This window comes from Paenibacillus sp. JNUCC32 (assembly GCF_014863545.1).
Taxonomy (GTDB): Bacteria; Bacillota; Bacilli; order Paenibacillales; family Paenibacillaceae; genus Paenibacillus_AQ; species Paenibacillus_AQ lautus_A.
The window spans coordinates 4,350,692-4,369,213 of record NZ_CP062260.1 but is presented as its reverse complement, the minus strand read 5'-3'; the positions used below and the strand labels follow the sequence as shown (position 1 = coordinate 4,369,213).

Here is an 18,522-nt window from a genome sequence, read left to right as displayed (position 1 = left end):
AGTATAGAAGAAAAAGAGCTGCACCGAAGGGCCGTTGGTCCCGGAGCAGCTCTTTGTATTAGCGGAACATCGCAGCTTACCCCAGCCGATACGTCGCAAACGGCTTGGAATGAACAAAGCCGTCGCTGATTTCATCCAGGCTCGAACGCAGGGACTCGTCCAGCTTAATCTCGAGGCTTTTCAGGTTATCGTCCAACTGTTCGGTCTTCGTAGCCCCGACAATGACGGTCGAGACGGCAGGGCGGTCCATCAGCCAGGCAATGGACAGTGCGCTGGGAGAATGGCCGTGCTCTGCTGCGAGCTGGCTGACTTGTTGACCGAGCTTCAAATTGTGCTCTTCGAGGAAGCGATTGAAGTTCGGGTCCGTTTCCGCGCGGGAGCCGGCAGGCTTGCTTGCGCCCTGACCGTATTTGCCGGTGAGAATGCCGCCGGCCAGCGGGAAATACGGAATGATGCCAACGCCTTGATCGAGACAGAGGGGGACAAGCTCCAGCTCCGGCGTACGGTCTGCCAAGGAATAACTGGTTTGGGTCGATACATAACGGGCATATCCGCGCAATTCGCTGATTCCGAGCGCCTTCATGATTTCCCAAGCGGCATAGTTGGAGGCGCCGATATATCTGACTTTACCCGATGTTACCATGTCGTCCAGCGTGCGCAGGGTCTCCTCAAGGGGAGTGTCCGGATCAAACGTATGGATCTGATACAGGTCCACGTAGTCGGTTCTCAGCCGCTTCAAACTGTTCTCCAGCTCTTGCTGCAAATGATAGCGGGAGGAGCCCCGTTCGTTCGGTCCTTGGCCGTTCACGAGTCCGGCTTTCGTGGCTAATACGACGTTATGGCGTTTGCCGGCCAGTGCCTCTCCGATGATGCGCTCGGATTCCGACCCGGCGTAAATATTGGCGGTATCAATGAAATTGATGCCACGGTCCAGCGCGTGATCCAGGATCCGGGTGGATGTTTCTTGATCGGCTCTTTTGCCAAAAGCGTTCGTGCCGAGCCCCAGCTCCGATACCTTCAGGCCGCTGCTGCCAAGACGGCGGTAATTCATGCTTGATCCCACTCCTTTATGTATAGATTTCCTATAGTATAAACATGATCCAAGAGGCGCTTCAAATGGAAAGTTGCGATAGGCAAAATATTACGATAGGATAGTTACGTACGAATTGGAAGGGGATTATGATATGAATGAAGCGATTTTCAACCAATTGGATTTTGCCAGAGGAGCAACCTTGAAATCGGTGGAACACGTAACGGAATAGGAAGCGGATATCATCCCGGAAGGTTTCGCGAATAGCATTCGCTGGAATCTCGGGCACATCTACACCGTAACCGAGCAGTTCGCTTTTGCGACCGCGGGCGAGCAGCCGCGTCTTCCGGAAGGATTCGAGGCATGGTTTGCAACCGGAACCAAGCCGGCCGATTGGACGTCGAAGCCGCCTGCGCTGTCCGAGCTGGCAGAGCTTTTGCAGGAGCAAACCGCCCGGATCCGCGAAACCTTCTCGAATCGCCTGGACCAGGCCTCGGCCCACCCGCTGACGATCGGTCCCGTAACGTTCCAAACCGTCGGCGAGTTTCTTACGTTCAGCTTGTACCACGAAGGCATGCACACGCAGACGATCAAGGCTTATAGAAAATTGATAAAGTAATGCATGAACACGAAGCGATAGAAGTATGCCCAGCGTATACCTTCTATCGCTTTTTATTTGTCGCTGGGGCTGCGGGTCCTTATAATGGAATCAGCAGAATGGGAATGACGAATGGAGGATATCACACTCATGGCGATTGAAATCGAACGCAAATACCTTCTGGAGGCTTATCCCGATGAGTTGATTCAGGAAGGAAGCATCGTGGTCGAGAAGGAGCAGTTCATCGAGCAGACGTATTTGGCATTGGATGGGGACCAGGAGCTGCGGGTCCGGAAAATAACGGATCTGACATCGGGTCGGCTCGAATTCACCCATACGTTCAAAAAAGGGTGGGGAATTGCCCGGGAAGAAGTTGAATATGCGATTTCCGAAGGTCTCTACGATCAGGTAGTCAAGGCGCATGGGGCGATTCCGTTGACCAAGAGACGGGTAACCGCCCGTTGGGGCAGCACGATCATCGAAATCGACGATTATGTGCAGATAAGCTTGCTAGTGCTGGAAGTCGAATTTCCTTCCCTGGAAGCCGCTGACGGCTTTGTGCCGCCGGCATGGTTCGGACAAGATATCAGCACGGACAAACAATACAGCAACAAAAAGGTATGGCGGGATCTGCAGCTTCAAGCAGGCAGGGAAGCCTGAGCGGAATAAGGCTCGAATAGGGCGGCAGGCGCTTGGGGCAAGCGCGGTCAGATCAGATGCGAGGGACAACGCCCTCACCATACGGTTAGAACAAAGGCTCTTGCGGCAGGTTCGCATGAGCCTTTTTCTATGGCATACAGCAAACAGAGCCCGCAGCTTGCGAGACACCTTCGCCGGATGCCTGCTTATTCAAGCATTGGAGCAGCTATCGACTTTTTTTGACAAGAATATTGTAAACGGTTTATTATTATAATATAATATTATCATGATAATTAATTATTATTCTTCAATGGACGATATCCATAAAAATGATGGCGTATCAGAGAAGGGAGAGGCTCTTTATGAATGAAAACCAGCAGCTGCTTGAAAGCTATTTTCCGATCGCTTCTTTTATCGCGGCGATCATCGGACCTCAATGCGAGGTGGTCGTGCACGATATCAGCGATCCGGAACGCTCTATCATCTTTATCGAGAACGGCCATATTAGCGGACGCCGGGTCGGCGATGCTTCCACCGACCTCGTGTTGAAGATTTTGAAGGCGGAGGCCTACCGCGAAGAGCAGTTCATCGCGAACTACAAAGCTTCCGGCGCTCGGGGGCAAACCTTCCGGTCGTCTACGTACTTTATTAAGAACGGAAGCGGCGAGCTGGTCGGTCTTATGTGCCTGAACATCGACATCACGCATATGGAGGTTGCGGCCGATTGGATCAACAGCATTTTGCGGGGAGGTTCGCTTACGCCGCCGGCCGCCCTGGATGCACCCAAGGAGGATAAGCCTTCCACCGAATACCTGCAGGGCAACGTGGACGATTTGCTTCAGCACATCATCCAGACCGTCCTAGGCAAAATCAGCATTCCGGCGGACCGTTTATCTTCGAACGAGAAGATCGAGATTGTGAAGGAATTGAACGAACAGGGCGTATTCCTGCTAAAGGGCGGGGTTTCCAAGGTTGCCGCTGCTTTATCCATATCGGAGCCTACCGTGTATCGTTATTTGCAGAAGCTGAAATAAGCGGCCGTTTATCCTGTTAAACATGCATTGCATCCTGAGACAATGGAAGGTGACATCATGACATATAACTTTGACAAGGTCGTAAGCCGGTATGGAACGAACAGCGCCAAATGGGACGGCATGGCGCAGAGCATGGGGAACGACATGATCGCTCTCTCCGTGGCGGATATGGATCTGCCGGCACCGCCCATGGTGGTGGACAAGGTAGCGGAGGCGGCGCGTCACGGCATTTACGGATATACCGACCCGTTTCCGCCTTACTTCGAAGCGGTCCGTGCTTGGCTCGATAAGGCCTACGACTGGCAGGTCGAGCCCGAATGGATCGTGTTTTGTCCGCGCATTGTGCAGGCCGTTTCGGTCATTGTTCAGAAATTCGCGGAAGCCGGAGACAGGATTCTTGTCCACACGCCTGTTTATCAGCCTGTTGCGAAAGCGGTTACGCTAAACGGCCGGATATTGGTTGAAAGTCCGCTGGTGCTTGCGGACGGGCGATACGAGATCGATTTTGACGATATGGAACGACGGATGCAGGAAGGGATCAAGATAGTCCTGCTCATATCCCCCCACAATCCGGTGGGCCGCGTATGGACGAGGGAGGAGCTTGAACGCATGGCGGAGCTTTGCATCCGGTATGACGCACTGATTGTGTCCGATGACATCCATGCCGATTTCATTCATGAAGGTCACGAGCATACCGTCATCGCCAAGCTGTCCGAAGAGGTTGCGAACCGTTCCATAATCTGCACGTCGCCGGGCAAAACCTTTAACCTGGCGAGTCTCGAAATCGCCAACATCATCATTCCCAATGCTGCGCTGCGGGAGCAGTTTCAACAAGGTTTGCTGCAGGCGGGGATTCATAATCCCACATTCTTCGCCGTGCCCGCGCTGGAAATTGCGTATACTTCGTGCGATGAATGGCTGACGGCGCTGCGCGCTTATATCAAAGACAATATTGCTTATGCTCAAAGCTTCATTGCCGATTATATGCCTGAGGTGAACGTCATCGATCCTGAAGGGACGTACCTGCTATGGATCGACTGTAAGGCAGTGAGCTGTCATGAAAAGGATCTGGTGGAGTGGATCCAGGAAAAGGCGCGCGTCAGCGTCAGCTTCGGCTCATCCTTCGGTCCCGGCGGTGAAGGCTATATCAGGGTCAACGTGGCTGCGCCGCGCCCTGTGTTGCAGGAAGGCCTGAAGCGGCTTGCCGCGGCTTATCCACTAAAGCGTTAACAATCAAAGTCTAAGAGATCAGAAGGAATAAACTTCAAAGGCTTACCAACCTTATCACGCAAGAAAAACTTCCGCTATATGCGGTATGTCTTCTACAGAAGGTTACGTCGATTGACGTTTTCTTATTTACATCCAGGGGGAATTCATAATGGCTAAGCCAACAGAGGAACGAATGATTAAGCAGCCGACCATGTTTCTGGCGCTGCTTCCGATTTTCACCATGGTAATCTTGCTGTGCCTTGGTTACGTATTGTTCGAGCTGCCGCCCGAGCCGCTGATTATTGTATCCGCCATCGTCGCAGGTTTGATCGCGATTAAGCTGGGGTACAGTTACAACGATATATTGGAATCCATTTCGCAGAAAATAGCGAAAACCATGCCCGCCATCCTCATCCTGATTGTGGTCGGATTTATGATCGGCGCGTGGATGGTCGGCGGGACCATCCCGATGATGATTTACTATGGCCTGAAAATCATCGATCCGCAGTTTTTGCTGATCACCGCTTTTCTCGTTACGTCCGTGGTCTCCGTATGTACGGGCACTTCCTGGGGATCCGCGGGTACGATCGGTGTCGCCTTTATGGGCGTTGGCGCCGGAATGGACGCCAATCTCGCGGCTGTGGCCGGCGCGGTTGTAGCGGGGGCTTACTTCGGGGACAAGCTTTCGCCGCTTTCGGATACAACCAACATCGCGGCCTTGTCCACCGGCGTTAACCTGTATGAGCATATCGGCCATTTGCTGTACACGACGCTGCCGTCCTTCTTCGTGGCGGGGATCGTCTACGTGGTCACGGGCTTGAACACGCATGTGTCCAGTACAGGAGTTCCCGAGAAGGTAACCGACATCATGAACACCTTGGCAACGATATACGACTGGAACCTGCTCCTGATCCTGCCTGTGCTGATTGTGCTGTACGGCTCGATCACCAAGAAACCAACGATTCCCGTCATGCTGCTGTCGTCGATCGTGGCGATGGCGAACGGCATGATCTTTCACGGCTTCTCGCTGCATGACGTGGTAACCTCGGTTGTCAGCGGATTCGATATCGCGATGGTTCATGTCAGCGGATTTGATCCGAATACCGTCATTGCGGACATACCTCGCCTTATTAATCGGGGCGGCATGAGTTCCATGATGGGAACCTTGCTTATCTGTTTCAGCGCAATCACATTCGCCGGCACGATATCGCTGACCAAGTCGCTGGAGCTGATCGTGGACAAGCTCTTGAAGCATGTGCGTTCCACAGGCTCCTTGATCCTGGCGACGATTGCGACGGGGCTAACCATGATCGGCGTAACCAGCAACGGACAAGTCTCCATCCTGATGCCGGGCGAGATGCTCCGCGAGGCTTACATCCGCCGCGGTCTGCATCCGAAGAATCTGGGACGGACGGTGGAGGATTCCGCCGCCATTACCGAACCGATTCTGCCATGGACGGCAGCCGGTGCCTATATGGCCGGAACGCTGGGCGTAGCAACGCTATCCTATTTGCCTTGGGCGGTGCTGTGCTGGACAGGCATTATTTTTGCAACGATTTGGGGCTTTACCGGGTTCGGCATTGCCAAACTTACGCCTGAGCAGCAAAAGGAAATGCTGAAGGAATACGATGATCCGCATCACGGAAGCCGAAAAGACGCTGCAGAAGCTGCATCGGCCCATTAATACAGATGATGATGTTTTGGAAGATGGTAACCAACCATAAATATAAATGCGTAATACTATGCGCTACAGAGGAGAGAACACCATGACGCAACAAGAGAAAAAAACCATCGCAACCCAGCAGGCTCCAGGAGCAATCGGCCCTTATTCCCAAGCCGTGCAATACGGAAATCTGCTGTTTACCTCCGGCCAGCTCGGCATGGATGCGTCGGGGCATTTCGCGCCGACGGTAGAAGAGCAGGCGAAGCGCTCCCTGCTCAACGTGAAAGCGATCCTGGAGGCTGCCGGCTTCGGCATGGAGCACATCGTCAAGACGACCGTGTTCCTGAAGGACATGAACGATTTCCAAGCGGTCAACGAGGTGTACGCTTCTTTCTTTGCAGAACCGTATCCGGCGCGGAGCGCCGTAGAGGTAGCCCGATTGCCGAAGGATGGCTTGGTTGAGATTGAAGTGGTAGCCAGCAAGCCGTAATAATAAGCGCTCTTCCAGGTATCCTGATAATAAGTTTTTAAAATGAGATTACAGCCAAAAACGGCCGGGCATGATGCCCGGCCGTTTGGTTTAAGCGACTGGAGTATCTTCGTTTATTTCGTACGCCCATAATGCTTCCCGTAAGACAGCACTCTATGGTAGAGACTGCGGTCCTTTAGATTTTTGAGCGGATAAATTTGCGGTCTGGTGTTGACCTCGAGTATCCACGGTCTGCCTTTGGAATCGACAGCCACGTCCAGGCCAAGTTCCTTGAATCCTTTATAATGGCGGTCAAAGTTTTTGCCTACGGCAACGCCGAGTCCCTTGAGTTCAGACTCGAGCTGCTGGGTGAAGGCCGAGTCGAAATTGGCGCCGCTCATCGTTTTCTTGAACGTGCCGATGGAGCCGCCTTGATTATAATTGGTGGCAACTTTGTTCGGGTTGCCGACCTTCGTGAACAGGGCGGTGCCGACCCAGGCGCCCTCTCGGGTTTTCTGGACCATCACCCGGATATCGAAAGGCTTGCCATTGCTTTTGGCCAAGCGAATTCCTTTTTGCAGCAGATAAGCTCTGCTCCCTGCAAAGCGATTCAGGTCGCGGTACAGCTGAGATGAGCTCGAGTACGACGTTTTCGTCGTGTTCAGCTGGCTTTGGTAGCCTCCGCCGGTTTTGCGGATCCGGATAATGTTATTGCCGCCAGAGCCATCCGTAGGTTTGAAGAAAACCGTGGTATAGTCCGCCAGCATAGCATTCAGGTTTTTTTTGCTGAACGGCAGCGTGTGGGGCACGTACTGCCTGAAGTAAGCATCTTCGTTCAACCATTTCGTTTTCTTCCACTTGCTTTTGATGGTACTGCTTTTATAGCTCATAGTTAAGAGGCTCACCTCTCTTTTTTGTTCAGCATATGCCGATAAAGTAGAGCAAGCCTCCACGATGGCCTTGAGCCAAGCTATGTGCTCGAAAACAATTTTTTATCGAAAAACAATAAGGTGATAAATAAAACTGCTGCGACAAGCAAAATCGACGCTGGAATGATAAAGGCCAGCAGGGTTGCCGTATTCTGCATTTGGTAATACATTAGCATGCCCAGCGGCATGATCCCGCCCCCGAGCAAACTCGTCCAGAAGTGCATCGCGGCGGTTCTTTTCATGCTGAGCTTGTCCCGAAAGACGTAGTAGAACATGCCATAGGCAAACAAGGTCAGCCAGCCTACCACCAGGATATGGGCGTGGCCTGCAACCATGCTGTAGCTGCTTCTGCCTGCCATGTCCGCTCCGATCAATGCGCCGATGAGCATATAAATGGCCGCGATGCGCATCAGCCATTTGCTGTATTTCAACATGGATAAATTCCCCCTTGCATCTTGAATCAGTCCCAATATACAAGAGTTGTATGAACGGAGCATGAACAACATATCAAACGGAATTGAACAGGGAAACATCATCTACTATAATCAAATAGATCTGATCTTGAAGGAGAGAATTTCCAGGTGCGAAGCCCACTCATTGCTTATTGTCTTTCGAAGAAAGCCGCAGCCGAGGATTATCCGTTCGGACCGCTTCCGATCGTCATGAAGGTCGGCGGCAAAATGTTTGCCCTGATTACCACCACGGCAGGGGAGAAGGTCAGCCATATTTCCCTGAAATGCGATCCGGTCATCGCGGAGAATTTGCGCGAGCAGCATGACGCCGTGCAGCCCGGATACCATCTCAATAAGAAGCACTGGAACACGGTGACCGTCGATGGCTCCCTAACGGAAGCAGACCTGCGCGATATGATCGACCATTCCTACGATTTGGTGCTGAAGAGTTTGCCGAAAGCGCAGCGCGTTGCCATCTCCCAGCGACTGGTATGAACGCTGCTCCAAAACATAATCGCCCTATGGCAGCGTGGTGGCTGCAAGCCATCCATCCGCCAAGGGCGATTTTGCATGATCCATCAAACGTGATGGATCCGAGCTTCAGGCGGGTTCCGCATCAGAACGGTTTCATCCCTAATGTATCGACCTTCTCTCCGGTAATATCGACGCCCATACGGCCCGCGATATCGCGGTAATGCCCGGCGCGCCGCTGCACGGGACTGCCCTCGGTTTCCCCGAGGTTCGCTTCCAGGCCGTTCAAGACCATCACCGTTGTGCCGAAGCCGGGACTGCCCAGTCCCCTGAACTTCTCGAGCGGGGAAGGCTTCCATCTGCCGACCATCACGTCATGGGCGGAAGGTTTCGGGTCCTGCGGCGTCATCCAGAAGAGGATGGCGGTCATGTAGCCGATCTTGCCGTCGGCGGCAACGATCTCGGGATGGTCCAGCAGCACGCTTTTATCCCCAAGGATAATGGAGCTGAAGAGTCCGTAGTTGAAGTTCCAGCTGAGCATGATCGGTCCCCGCCCATAATAGCGCTTGTCCGGCGATCCGGGATACAGCTCTGCGCTTGCCGGATCAACGAAGGCATCCATGTTGACCCCTGTCCGGCCGGCGATGTTTTCGTTCCAGAACAACCCCCAGCGAAGCGGACCGCCGGGAGCGGCAGCCCAGCCCCCGCCGGTTTCGTGGGAGAGATTGGCCAGGAAGGCGGCCAGTTCGCGCTTGCGGTCCTTCTTGAACCCTTCCTTGAGAAAGGTGCCGGCGTCAATGATAACGGTTTCAATCGCTTGGTTAAGGTTCTCGGCCGAATAGAAATCCGCCGAACGCACGACGAGTGTTTCAACCCGGGCATCTTTGTCCAATCGGTAAATCTCTTGGGCGGAAGGGGCTCCTTGCCGCGTGCGGATCTTGATCTTCAGATTGGACACCTCGGCCACCGCGTGAATCAGGTTGTCGTAAGAAAAATAGTCCGTCTGATCGGCTTTATAGTATTCTTTGCCCTTGGCGACGTTAAACCATGCGGCCGAACCTAGCCTGTAAGGAAATAAAGCCTCGAAGTCTTCCTCCGACAGCAGCGCTTTAACCGCTTCAATCGACTTTTCCGGCGTGTAATCCGGATCAAGGCCGTCCCAGTGCCGGTCAATCTCCTTGCGGCTGATCAAACGGTGCTCCCCAATCGCCAGGGAATCGGCTGGATTCCCCGTGAATTGTGCGAAAGCCGTGGTGTCGGTCGGGATGCTGGACGGCGTTTTCATTGGTGATGCCTCGGCTTGGGGCGCCTCATCGGCAGCAAGGGCTTGAAGCGGGGTCATAAGGAGGGCAGCGCTGAGGGCTGCAATCATGCTGCGCTGAACCATGTTGCGGGATAACGGATATTTCCACACGGTCATACACATTCTCCTCTATATCGTTGGGATGGAATTACATTGCCATCATATATACGGCATGTCCTTTTGTACATAGTCAGGAAATCCCACGGCATCACGCGAATTTAGCATGTTACATAAGCTTTAGGGCGATCAAGCGGGGAGAGGTGAGACAAGGGGCAGGGGATTTGCTGCGGAATCCTCCAGGATGCCGTCGAAGTTCGATTACCGGCTTTCGTAATGGAGTGCAACCAGACGACTAGTTTTTTACCCTAAAAACATTATAATGTTATTATGTTTTTGATTCTATGAATCTACTATACGGCAGGAAGGATGCTTCACTTCATTTGGTTCTGTTCATTTGCATAATTTCGTATATATTAGAGATTCATCATCTTATAGTCGAAGAAGGTTAGCTGACATGAGTTTATTTGTTCGGGAAAAAGGATTCTACAAAAGTTTTTTCTGGCTGACGCTTGTGATCGGGATGCAGAACCTGATATCGGTCGGCGTGAATTTGTCGGACAACGTCATGCTGGGAGGATACAGCGAATCGGCGCTGTCGGGCGTCGCGCTGGCGAACCAGATCCAATTCCTGCTGCACATGCTGGTTCTGGGCGTATGCGAAGGCTTGGTCATCATGTCGTCCAGATTCTGGGGAGCCAAGGATTTAGGCTTGATCAAAAAAGCGGCAAGCATCGGCATGCGAATGGCCATCCTTCTCAGTATCGTGTTATGGGTCATCGTGTTCTTTTTCCCGCACGAGGTATTGTCCTTGTTTACCAAGGAAGAGAACGTCATAGCTGCCGGCGTGGAATATTTGCGCATCATCTGCTTCTCTTATATCTTCTTTGCGGTCACCAGCTCCTTGCTGGCTTCCTTAAGAAGCGTGGAAACGGTAAAAATCGGCTTCGTGGTATCGCTGTCCACCTTGGTTATCAACATCTGCTTGAACTACATCCTGATCTACGGGTATATGGGCTTTCCGGAGCTGGGCGTGTCCGGATCGGCTATCGCTACCCTGACGGCGAGGATTATTGAATGCGTGATCGTCATCGTGTATGTTAAGCGGTTCGATCGCAAGATCCTGTTAAAGTTGCAGGATTTCCTGAAGTTCGATATGGAGCTCTTCAAGCAGTACATTCGCGTAGGCTCCCCGATTCTGATGTCCAATACGATATGGGGGCTCGCCATGGCGGCACAAACCGCCATCCTGGGGCATATGGGGGAATCCGCGATCGCCGCCAACAGCATTGCTACAACGATTTTCCAGATGGTGACGGTCATCGTGTACGCTTCCGCCAGCGCAACGGCCGTGCTGATCGGGAAGACCATCGGCGAGGGCATGATGGATAAAATCATATCGTATGCCAAAACGCTGCAGATTCTGTATATCCTGCTCGGTTTATTGACGGGGGCCGTGCTGTTTGTGATCAAGGATTTCGTGCTGGGCTTCTATTCGATATCCGATGAGGCCAAAACGCTTGCCCTGCATTTCATGACGGTGCTGTCGATCACCGTGGTCGGAACGGCCTACCAGATGCCGGCTTTGACGGGCATCGTGCGGAGCGGCGGAGACACCCGCTTTGTGCTGTACAACGATTTGATATTTATGTGGCTGATCGTGCTGCCATCATCCGCCTTATGCGCATTTGTGTTCCATTTATCGCCGCTCGCCGTATTCATCTGCCTGAAATCGGATCAAATCCTGAAGTGTTTTGTGGCGATCGTGAAGGTGAACCGGTTCAAATGGATCCGATCCTTCAGCTCATGATGGTGCGGACGGGTATTATAAGGTAAATCCATAGCGTAAAAAAAGAACCTCGGGAACGCGTGTCCCGGGGTTCTTTTGTAGGTTTATCGATTAATCCTCCAGCAGGTTCAGCGATTGGGCTTTAACCAGAGCCTGCGTGCGTGTCGTCACGCCGAGCTTGCCGTACAGTCTGGACAAATACACCCGGATCGTTCCTTCGGACAGGCCGAGTGCTGCGGCCATCTGTTTATTCGCGGCGCCCTGGCGAATCAGATGCAGCAAATTCATTTCGTTCCGATTCAGCCGTTCGTGAAGAGTTTGCTGGGATGTCTCGGCGGAAGGAATATCCGCTTCGGGATAATCCGGGAAACGCTTCACGAGCGTGCGTGCATATTCAAGCGTCCGAAGCTCCTCCGGGCTTAAGCCGTCTTCCTGTCCGAGTCGGCTCGAATACAGCTGCAGCAGCTGGCACATGTCCTCCCCTTCGTCGAGGAAGGTGCGGACATAACCGTTCTGTGCCCCGACACGCAAGGCTTCGCCAAGAAGATGAAGCGACTGCTGCCGCTGGCCGCGCTGATGTTCCAGCAGCGCCTGCAGGCTTGTGATTTCAATGATGCTGGATCGCTGCTGTTCGCGCTCCGCCTGAGGTTTCAACAGGTCCAGGAGGCGCAGCGCCTCGGTTTCCCTGCGCTGTCTGCCTAACATGCGAACCAACGCCAGGTATTCCGTTTCCCGGCTATAGGCGGGCTTGTCCTTGACGGAAACGGGGAGCTCGGCCACTTCCTTCCGTGCTTCGGCTATGCGCCCTTCCCGGATATAGATCAAGCTTCTGACGGCCTTTAACGGGGCGAGCCAAAGGCTCGATTTCCTGGCAAGCGCAGCGGAGCACGCTTCATCCAAAGCATAGTGGGCTAGATGGAATTTGCCCTCGGCAGCGAACAGCCTGGCTTCGGTGATATGCAGCGGCACGAACAGCCCCATCGTTTCTTTGGCGGGCGGCGCATTACGGATCTGCACCAGCAGCTGCCGGCATTCCGCCAGCCGGTTCCATTCATAATATCCCTCGCACAAGGATTGTTTAACATATAAATTCATGAGCGAATGCGCCCACCCGTGGGATTCCAGCACACCGGTAAACAGATGCGCGATTCTTTCCGTATCGGCGGAGAGGGTTCCCTTCATGCCGAGCGAGGTACGCCTGACATAAGGCTCCCGCCGATTGTAATCGAACTGGTAGTACATCGGATTGTCGGGCATCAGGTTGTCGAGGATGCCTTCGCTGAAAGCGAACCATTTGCCGAAGTCCCCGTTCAGGAAAACAAGATTGGACCGCACGAACAGGATGGAACTCATAAGCTGCTCCCTTCGATCCGATGATCCTAGCGCAGCGCAGGCTTCTTCAATAAGGGACAGCATGCGCTCGGAACGTTCGAGATCTCCTGTCAGTACCAAGACAAAGGCATGCGCCAACGACATTTCGGGTGTCATCGGATAGCTGGGGTGGATGCGGTCAAACCATTTCAGCAAGGTGGCAATCTCTCCAAGTTCGAGCATGGATTGCATATGCTGCTCCAACAAGTTCACGGCATGACCGAAGTCCTGCGCTGCCAACATATGGTCAATCGCTTCATCCATGGAGCCGATGGAGGCATAATACTGCCCGGCGAGGCGCTGGCGCTTGGTATATTCCCCGTCAAACTCGCGCTGAAGCAGGTCGAGCAGAAACTGCGAGAATAAATGATGATAACGAAAGAAGGTTTGGTGTTCGTCCAGCGGAACCAGAAACAGATTCAGCTTCTGCAACTCCTCCAGCATCGGACGGCTGTCGCTGAGATCCGTTACGGCATCGCAAACCTGCGGATGCAGCTCTGAAAGGACGGCGGTCTGGAGCAAAAAGGAGAACACGTCGGGTGACAGCTTGCATACGACTTCCTGAAACAGATATTTGGATACGAGAAGCGGATTCCCCTTCATATCCTCCACGAATCCTTCCAGACCGCTGCCGGTTCGCATGGTAATCACGGCAAGCTGGAGCCCGGTAACCCAGCCTTCCGTTTGGTTCCGTAACGTATCGAGCTCCATCGAGGTCAGATTGGAATGGCCGCCGTTTGACGCATGGCGGAACAAACGCTCCGTCTCCTCATAGGTAAATTCCAACTGCTTCATGCCGATAAGATGGACCTCATGGTTTACCACGCCCTTGATCGTGGGGAATGGAAGCTCGGTCCGGGACGAGATGAGAAGATGAATATGTTCGGGGAGGTAGTCGATCAAGTAGGAAATCCCTCCATGGATGGTTGAAGAGTGAATACTGTGCAGGTCCTCAAGAATGAGATTGAGGGGCTCGGAATCCTCGAATAATTCACTGATCAGCGTATCCAGAAAGGTTTCGATCGAGGCGCTTGGCAGCAGCTGCGTATGGTGCATGAGACGAGTTCCTTGCGCCTCGGGAAGAATCGAGGCCAGCGAGGCCGCCACGTATCTCCAAAAGCGGACGGGATCGTTATCCCGTTCGTCCAGCGAAACCCAGGCGCTTCGTTCGTCGGTCTCATGAGCCCATTGGGCGAGCAGCGTCGACTTGCCGTATCCGGCAGGCGCGATGATGGTTGTCAGCTGACCCTTATGGCCTGCTGCCATATCCTGCAGCAGCCGGTCCCGGCGAATCAGATGCTCCTTCAGACCGGGACGGCTTATTTTCATTTTCAGAATGGGTGAGTCGGTCAGTAGTTTCATAGGATACCCTCGCAATATACGAAACGTTATTTTTACGGAAATTGAGTCGCGATAACTAGATTATATGAAAAAAAAGATGAAAAGTTAACGTTTGTCAATCGTTTTCCTCCCATAAATTTGATAGCATCCTTGGTGCCGCGGTCCTAACCGGGCCGCAGCTATCATAACGCTGATGAAACGAAGGAGGAGATTATGCTAAGGCGTTCAGGAAAAATCCTGCTGTGTGCGGCTTTGCTGCTGCTGCAGCTGGATGGGTTATTGGGATATCGCCAAGCCTTTGCGGCTGCGGCCGTTGCACCAAAGCTTGTAGCCGGGTACTATCATACCGCTTCGCTCGTAAGCAGCGGTGAAGTTTACTCATGGGGATACGGAGACAGGGGGCAGCTGGGTGACGGCACCTGGAATACTCGGACGACTCCGGTCATGGCGAAGAATTTGAACCATGTCATTGACATTCACTCCGGCGTCCGCAGTTCGATGGCGCTAAGGCAGGATGGAACGGTATGGACCTGGGGGGCAAATGAGAACGGACAGTTAGGGATTGGAACGATAACGAATGTGAACGCGCCCGCGCAAGTTCCGGGTCTGAGCGGGATCAAGGCAATATCGGGCGGATTGGCCTATCACGGCATGGCGCTTTCAGAGAACGGCACCGTTTGGACTTGGGGGAAGAATGACAACGGCGAGCTGGGAAATGGAACGACGATACAACAAAACTCCCCGGTTCTGGTTACTGGTCTAAGCGATGTGACGGCGATTGCGGCTGGAGGATACTACAGTCTTGCCTTAAAATCGGACGGCACCGTATGGGCCTGGGGCGTGAACGGAAGCGGGGAGCTTGGAGACGGGACAACGACGGACCGGCACGTTCCGGTACAGGTTGCCGGGCTGACGGACGTCATGGCGATCGCCGCCGGCGGTTCCCATAGTTTGGCCATTAAACAAGACGGCACCGTGTGGGCATGGGGAAACAATACGTACGGTACGCTTGGCGACGGTACGAGAACGCACCGGACGAGACCCGTGCAGGTTCGAAACCTGCAGCATATCGTTGCCGTTGCGGGTGGAGGTTATCACAGCCTTGCAGCGGACCGGGCAGGAAACGTATGGAGCTGGGGAGATAACAGTCAACAGCAGCTGGGCCTAAACTCGAATGCTTCCAGCCTCATTCCGGTCCCTGTGCCGGGGATCGAGCATGTACGCGAAATTTCCGCCGGCGGCTTTCATAGCGTGGCCATGAAAAAGGATGGGACCGTCTGGGGATGGGGCTATAACTCCGGAGGACAGATCGGAGACGGGACGTACAACAATACGAGGGGAATACCTACCCTGACCAAAGCCGTGCTGGATACGACGTCTCCGGATACGGGCAACGGTAGCCTGAATCCGCACAGCATCACGTCAGACTCCGTTGCATTGGAATGGCCGAAAGCCTCGGACAATATGACGGAGCAGCACGAATTGCAGTATTTGTTATATTCGTCCGGCAGCCCGAATATCGGGAACGTCAGCCAAATGGAGAGGAACGGGAAGCCCCTCGGAAACTACGCGGCGGGTCACACCGGGATGGTGGTGAACGGGCTTGCCGCAGGCACGGATCATTATTTTAACGTCATGGTCAAAGATGCCGTAGGCAGGAAAAGCGCATACCGCATGCTGAAGGTGACAACCCTATGGCCGCAAATCTACTCGTTAACCTATGACGGCAACGGACACACCGCAGGGAATGTTCCGGTAAGCAGCGGTTTGTTTGCCAGAGGCGACGAAGCGGTCGTGGCGGGCAATACGGGGCAGCTGGGCAAGGATGGACATGTCTTCGACGGCTGGAATACGGAGGCCGACGGAAGCGGAATCGATTATCCTGCCGGTGGCAAGCTTATATTCGGTACGCAGGACGTCACGCTGTATGCCCAATGGAAGGCGATCCAGGCACCGACCGAGCTTAAGGCCGTATCTTACACGCCATCCCACCAGTCTGTCGGCGTGGAAAAAGATGTAACCTTGCAGGTTGTCTTTAATGAAGAAGTGACGGCGATGTCCGGTAAATCGATTGCGATTAGGCTGGCCTCGGACCATCGCGTCGTCGAGACCGTCGATGCAGGGAGCGTCACGATTCTCGGGAACGCGGCGAGCATAGATCCGCTGAATGATTTTGATGCGGGAACAGCCTATTACGTCGAGATCGAGCCGGGTGCTTTTATCGGTAACCATTCGGGTACCGGCTTTGCCGGCATTCAGGGGGCGGATGCTTGGAGCTTTACGGTCAGGGAACATGAGGCTCCGGCCTACGACGCTGATTTGCAAGCATTGGCGCTGCGATCGTCGAGCGGAGAAGTCGCGCTGAGCCCTGTGTTCGACAGAGATCACTATGATTACAAAGCGCAGGTCGCCAGCGATACGGACCGCCTCACGGTAACGGCACAGGTATATGATGCGAGGGCGTCGGTAACGGCCAGCGTGTACGGCGAGGCCGGTAATTTGGTATGGGGGCCGATGGCTCTCCTCTCCGGCCAGGAGAGCCCGTCCTTCCACGTCGCCGTAGGCAGCCAGGTCGTAGAGGTCGTGGTGACGGCGCCTGACGGCCAGCATATGAAATACAGAACGACGGTAATTAGAGCTTCATCCGGAGGCGGTGGCGGAACGCCTGAAGAACCGGAAGGTTCGTCGCCAGGAGGTTCCGGCCAAGGATCGGCTATACCGGGCCCATCGGGCAATGCCGCACCTTCGAATAGAGTGGACGTCAAAGTTACGATAAACGATGAATCTCAGGAAGGGATGGTTACAGGTTTGTTCCATGAGGCCAATGGACATACCGTCGTATCGATGAAATTGGATACGGCTAAGCTGGAAGCCCGTTTAGAGAGCGTGGACTACAATCCGGTAATCGTCATCGCGCTGGCACGGCCCGCGGATCAGGTCTCCCTGGAAACCAGCGGAGCTGCTCTTGACCTCCTTAACGCCAAGCAGGGCGCCATTGAAATCCGATCGGCGCTTGGTCATTTCCACGTTCCTGCGGCCGTGATGGCATCATCGCGCTGGAGGGCGCCAGGAAGCATGGACTTGCCGGCCGCGGATCAAATTTCGGTATTCCTGACGATGGCTGCCAGCGACGCTGCCAAGGTAGAGGCCGTTAAGAAGGCCGCGTTGCAATCCGGCATTACGCTTATCGGCTTGCCTATCGAGTTTGAAATTACGGCTAAAGCTCAGGACACGGCACTGCAGTTAGATCCGTTCCCGCAATATATGAAGCAGCGAATCATTTGGCCGCAGGGAATGCCGGGCCGGATGACAACGGCTGTCTTGCTGGATCGGAACGGCAGCTTTTACCCGATCCCGACGCGCTTCGAGCTGAAGGAGGACGGAAGCCGCGAGGCGATTCTGCATTCCTTATCGGCAGGTACGATTGCTTTCATCTCTCATCAAGTGCGAGTTGCTGATGCATCGTTCCACTGGTCCAAGGATGCGGTGGACGATCTTGCTTCGCGAATGATCCTGAACGGAACCGGACTTGTCGAAGGTGGAACAGATACAAACGCGAATCAGCCCGCGGCGATTCATTTCGAGCCGAATGCCCAAGTGAGCCGTGCCGAGTTTGCCGCCATGATCGTGAGGGCGCTCGGTTTGGATGAGGTGCAGGACGGAGCTCCTGCTTTCCGGGATGTCGACGCAGAAGACTGGCATGGCGGCGTCATAACGCAAGCTGTGCAGTATGGGCTCCTTCAGGGGTATGAGGACGGCCGTTTCAGGCCGGCCCAAGGCATCACGCGTCAAGAGGCCATAGCGGTTATGGCGAGAGTGATGAAGATGGCGGGAATAGCGGGTGCAGTGAATGAGATGGAGGCGGCAGCCATCCTCTCCCCTTACCAGGACCGCGAGGACCTGTCCGACTGGGCCAGACCGGCTGCGGCCGCCCTAGTGAAGCAAGGAATTGTCCTGGGATCGGGTGCTGGGCTTAAGCCGCTCCAGAAGTTATCCCGCGGCGAAGCAGCGGTCATGCTGCAGCGGTTATTGAAAGGTTCGGAGCTGATCGATTGAATCGGCGGTGGAAGCAGGCTGGGGTTGAAGAATTCAACATTTCGTATGCTGCTTCATCTAAATAGAATCATGCAAGAGAGAGGATGCCTAACGGCATCCTTTTTTATATAG

At 53.9% G+C, this 18,522-nt stretch carries 14 protein-coding genes; 9 read left to right on the top strand and 5 right to left on the bottom strand.

The window, feature by feature from the left end; genetic code table 11:
- Positions 1–76: 76 nt before the first annotated feature.
- Positions 77–1,051 carry an aldo/keto reductase gene (locus tag JNUCC32_RS19570; RefSeq protein ID WP_192569546.1) on the bottom strand — a complete coding sequence of 325 codons (975 nt, stop codon included), beginning with the start codon at positions 1,049–1,051 and terminating at the stop codon, positions 77–79.
- A 220-nt stretch (positions 1,052–1,271) separates the two neighbouring features.
- Here JNUCC32_RS19570 and JNUCC32_RS19565 point away from each other — a divergent pair, with 220 nt between their 5' ends.
- The 6 genes from JNUCC32_RS19565 (at position 1,272) to JNUCC32_RS19540 (ending at position 6,663) form a co-directional block, all read left to right on the top strand.
- Positions 1,272–1,649 (top strand): DinB family protein, encoded by a 378-nt coding sequence (locus tag JNUCC32_RS19565; protein ID WP_323373764.1) that lies wholly within the window; start codon positions 1,272–1,274, stop codon positions 1,647–1,649.
- A 129-nt stretch (positions 1,650–1,778) separates the two neighbouring features.
- Positions 1,779–2,288, top strand: coding sequence for a CYTH domain-containing protein (locus tag JNUCC32_RS19560; RefSeq protein ID WP_192569545.1), 510 nt, complete (start codon positions 1,779–1,781; stop codon positions 2,286–2,288).
- Positions 2,289–2,629: 341 nt separating this feature from the next.
- Positions 2,630–3,301, top strand: a complete 672-nt coding sequence (locus tag JNUCC32_RS19555) for a helix-turn-helix transcriptional regulator (RefSeq protein ID WP_096775132.1) — start codon at positions 2,630–2,632, stop codon at positions 3,299–3,301.
- A 57-nt stretch (positions 3,302–3,358) separates the two neighbouring features.
- Positions 3,359–4,531 (top strand): MalY/PatB family protein, encoded by a 1,173-nt coding sequence (locus tag JNUCC32_RS19550; RefSeq protein WP_192569544.1) that lies wholly within the window; start codon positions 3,359–3,361, stop codon positions 4,529–4,531.
- 148 nt (positions 4,532–4,679) lie between these two features.
- On the top strand, positions 4,680–6,194 hold the full coding sequence (gene nhaC, locus JNUCC32_RS19545) for a Na+/H+ antiporter NhaC (RefSeq protein ID WP_192569543.1): 1,515 nt from the start codon (positions 4,680–4,682) through the stop codon (positions 6,192–6,194).
- A gap of 82 nt (positions 6,195–6,276) precedes the next feature.
- Positions 6,277–6,663, top strand: a complete 387-nt coding sequence (locus tag JNUCC32_RS19540; protein WP_192569542.1) for a RidA family protein — start codon at positions 6,277–6,279, stop codon at positions 6,661–6,663.
- 113 nt (positions 6,664–6,776) lie between these two features.
- Here the strand turns inward: JNUCC32_RS19540 and JNUCC32_RS19535 are convergent, their stop codons facing one another.
- Both JNUCC32_RS19535 and JNUCC32_RS19530 read right to left on the bottom strand, forming a co-directional pair.
- Entirely contained in the window at positions 6,777–7,532 is a 756-nt protein-coding gene (locus JNUCC32_RS19535; RefSeq protein WP_192569541.1) for a YheC/YheD family protein, read from the bottom strand.
- A gap of 80 nt (positions 7,533–7,612) precedes the next feature.
- A complete protein-coding gene (locus JNUCC32_RS19530; RefSeq protein ID WP_012819296.1) occupies positions 7,613–8,005 on the bottom strand; it encodes a hypothetical protein in 393 nt (130 codons plus the stop codon).
- Between the two features lie 147 nt (positions 8,006–8,152).
- Here JNUCC32_RS19530 and JNUCC32_RS19525 point away from each other — a divergent pair, with 147 nt between their 5' ends.
- Positions 8,153–8,518 (top strand): MmcQ/YjbR family DNA-binding protein, encoded by a 366-nt coding sequence (locus tag JNUCC32_RS19525; RefSeq protein ID WP_145038895.1) that lies wholly within the window; start codon positions 8,153–8,155, stop codon positions 8,516–8,518.
- Between the two features lie 121 nt (positions 8,519–8,639).
- Here JNUCC32_RS19525 and JNUCC32_RS19520 read toward each other — a convergent pair whose 3' ends face one another.
- Positions 8,640–9,914 (bottom strand): chitinase, encoded by a 1,275-nt coding sequence (locus JNUCC32_RS19520; RefSeq protein ID WP_192569540.1) that lies wholly within the window; start codon positions 9,912–9,914, stop codon positions 8,640–8,642.
- Between the two features lie 397 nt (positions 9,915–10,311).
- Here JNUCC32_RS19520 and JNUCC32_RS19515 point away from each other — a divergent pair, with 397 nt between their 5' ends.
- On the top strand, positions 10,312–11,664 hold the full coding sequence (locus tag JNUCC32_RS19515; protein ID WP_012819299.1) for an MATE family efflux transporter: 1,353 nt from the start codon (positions 10,312–10,314) through the stop codon (positions 11,662–11,664).
- A 90-nt stretch (positions 11,665–11,754) separates the two neighbouring features.
- Here JNUCC32_RS19515 and JNUCC32_RS19510 read toward each other — a convergent pair whose 3' ends face one another.
- Positions 11,755–14,376 carry a winged helix-turn-helix domain-containing protein gene (locus JNUCC32_RS19510; RefSeq protein ID WP_192569539.1) on the bottom strand — a complete coding sequence of 874 codons (2,622 nt, stop codon included), beginning with the start codon at positions 14,374–14,376 and terminating at the stop codon, positions 11,755–11,757.
- Positions 14,377–14,568: 192 nt separating this feature from the next.
- On the opposite strand from JNUCC32_RS19510, the gene JNUCC32_RS19505 reads away from it, so the two are divergent.
- Entirely contained in the window at positions 14,569–18,411 is a 3,843-nt protein-coding gene (locus JNUCC32_RS19505) for an RCC1 domain-containing protein (RefSeq protein ID WP_192569538.1), read from the top strand.
- Positions 18,412–18,522: the final 111 nt, after the last annotated feature.

Coding starts and splice junctions, on each gene's coding strand:
- JNUCC32_RS19570 (WP_192569546.1), bottom strand. CDS start 1,051: ATGAATTACCGCCGTCTTGGCAGCAGCGGCCTGAAGGTATCGGAGCTG.
- JNUCC32_RS19560 (WP_192569545.1), top strand. CDS start 1,779: ATGGCGATTGAAATCGAACGCAAATACCTTCTGGAGGCTTATCCCGAT.
- JNUCC32_RS19555 (WP_096775132.1), top strand. CDS start 2,630: ATGAATGAAAACCAGCAGCTGCTTGAAAGCTATTTTCCGATCGCTTCT.
- JNUCC32_RS19550 (WP_192569544.1), top strand. CDS start 3,359: ATGACATATAACTTTGACAAGGTCGTAAGCCGGTATGGAACGAACAGC.
- nhaC (WP_192569543.1), top strand. CDS start 4,680: ATGGCTAAGCCAACAGAGGAACGAATGATTAAGCAGCCGACCATGTTT.
- JNUCC32_RS19540 (WP_192569542.1), top strand. CDS start 6,277: ATGACGCAACAAGAGAAAAAAACCATCGCAACCCAGCAGGCTCCAGGA.
- JNUCC32_RS19535 (WP_192569541.1), bottom strand. CDS start 7,532: ATGAGCTATAAAAGCAGTACCATCAAAAGCAAGTGGAAGAAAACGAAA.
- JNUCC32_RS19530 (WP_012819296.1), bottom strand. CDS start 8,005: ATGTTGAAATACAGCAAATGGCTGATGCGCATCGCGGCCATTTATATG.
- JNUCC32_RS19520 (WP_192569540.1), bottom strand. CDS start 9,914: ATGACCGTGTGGAAATATCCGTTATCCCGCAACATGGTTCAGCGCAGC.
- JNUCC32_RS19515 (WP_012819299.1), top strand. CDS start 10,312: ATGAGTTTATTTGTTCGGGAAAAAGGATTCTACAAAAGTTTTTTCTGG.
- JNUCC32_RS19510 (WP_192569539.1), bottom strand. CDS start 14,376: ATGAAACTACTGACCGACTCACCCATTCTGAAAATGAAAATAAGCCGT.
- JNUCC32_RS19505 (WP_192569538.1), top strand. CDS start 14,569: ATGCTAAGGCGTTCAGGAAAAATCCTGCTGTGTGCGGCTTTGCTGCTG.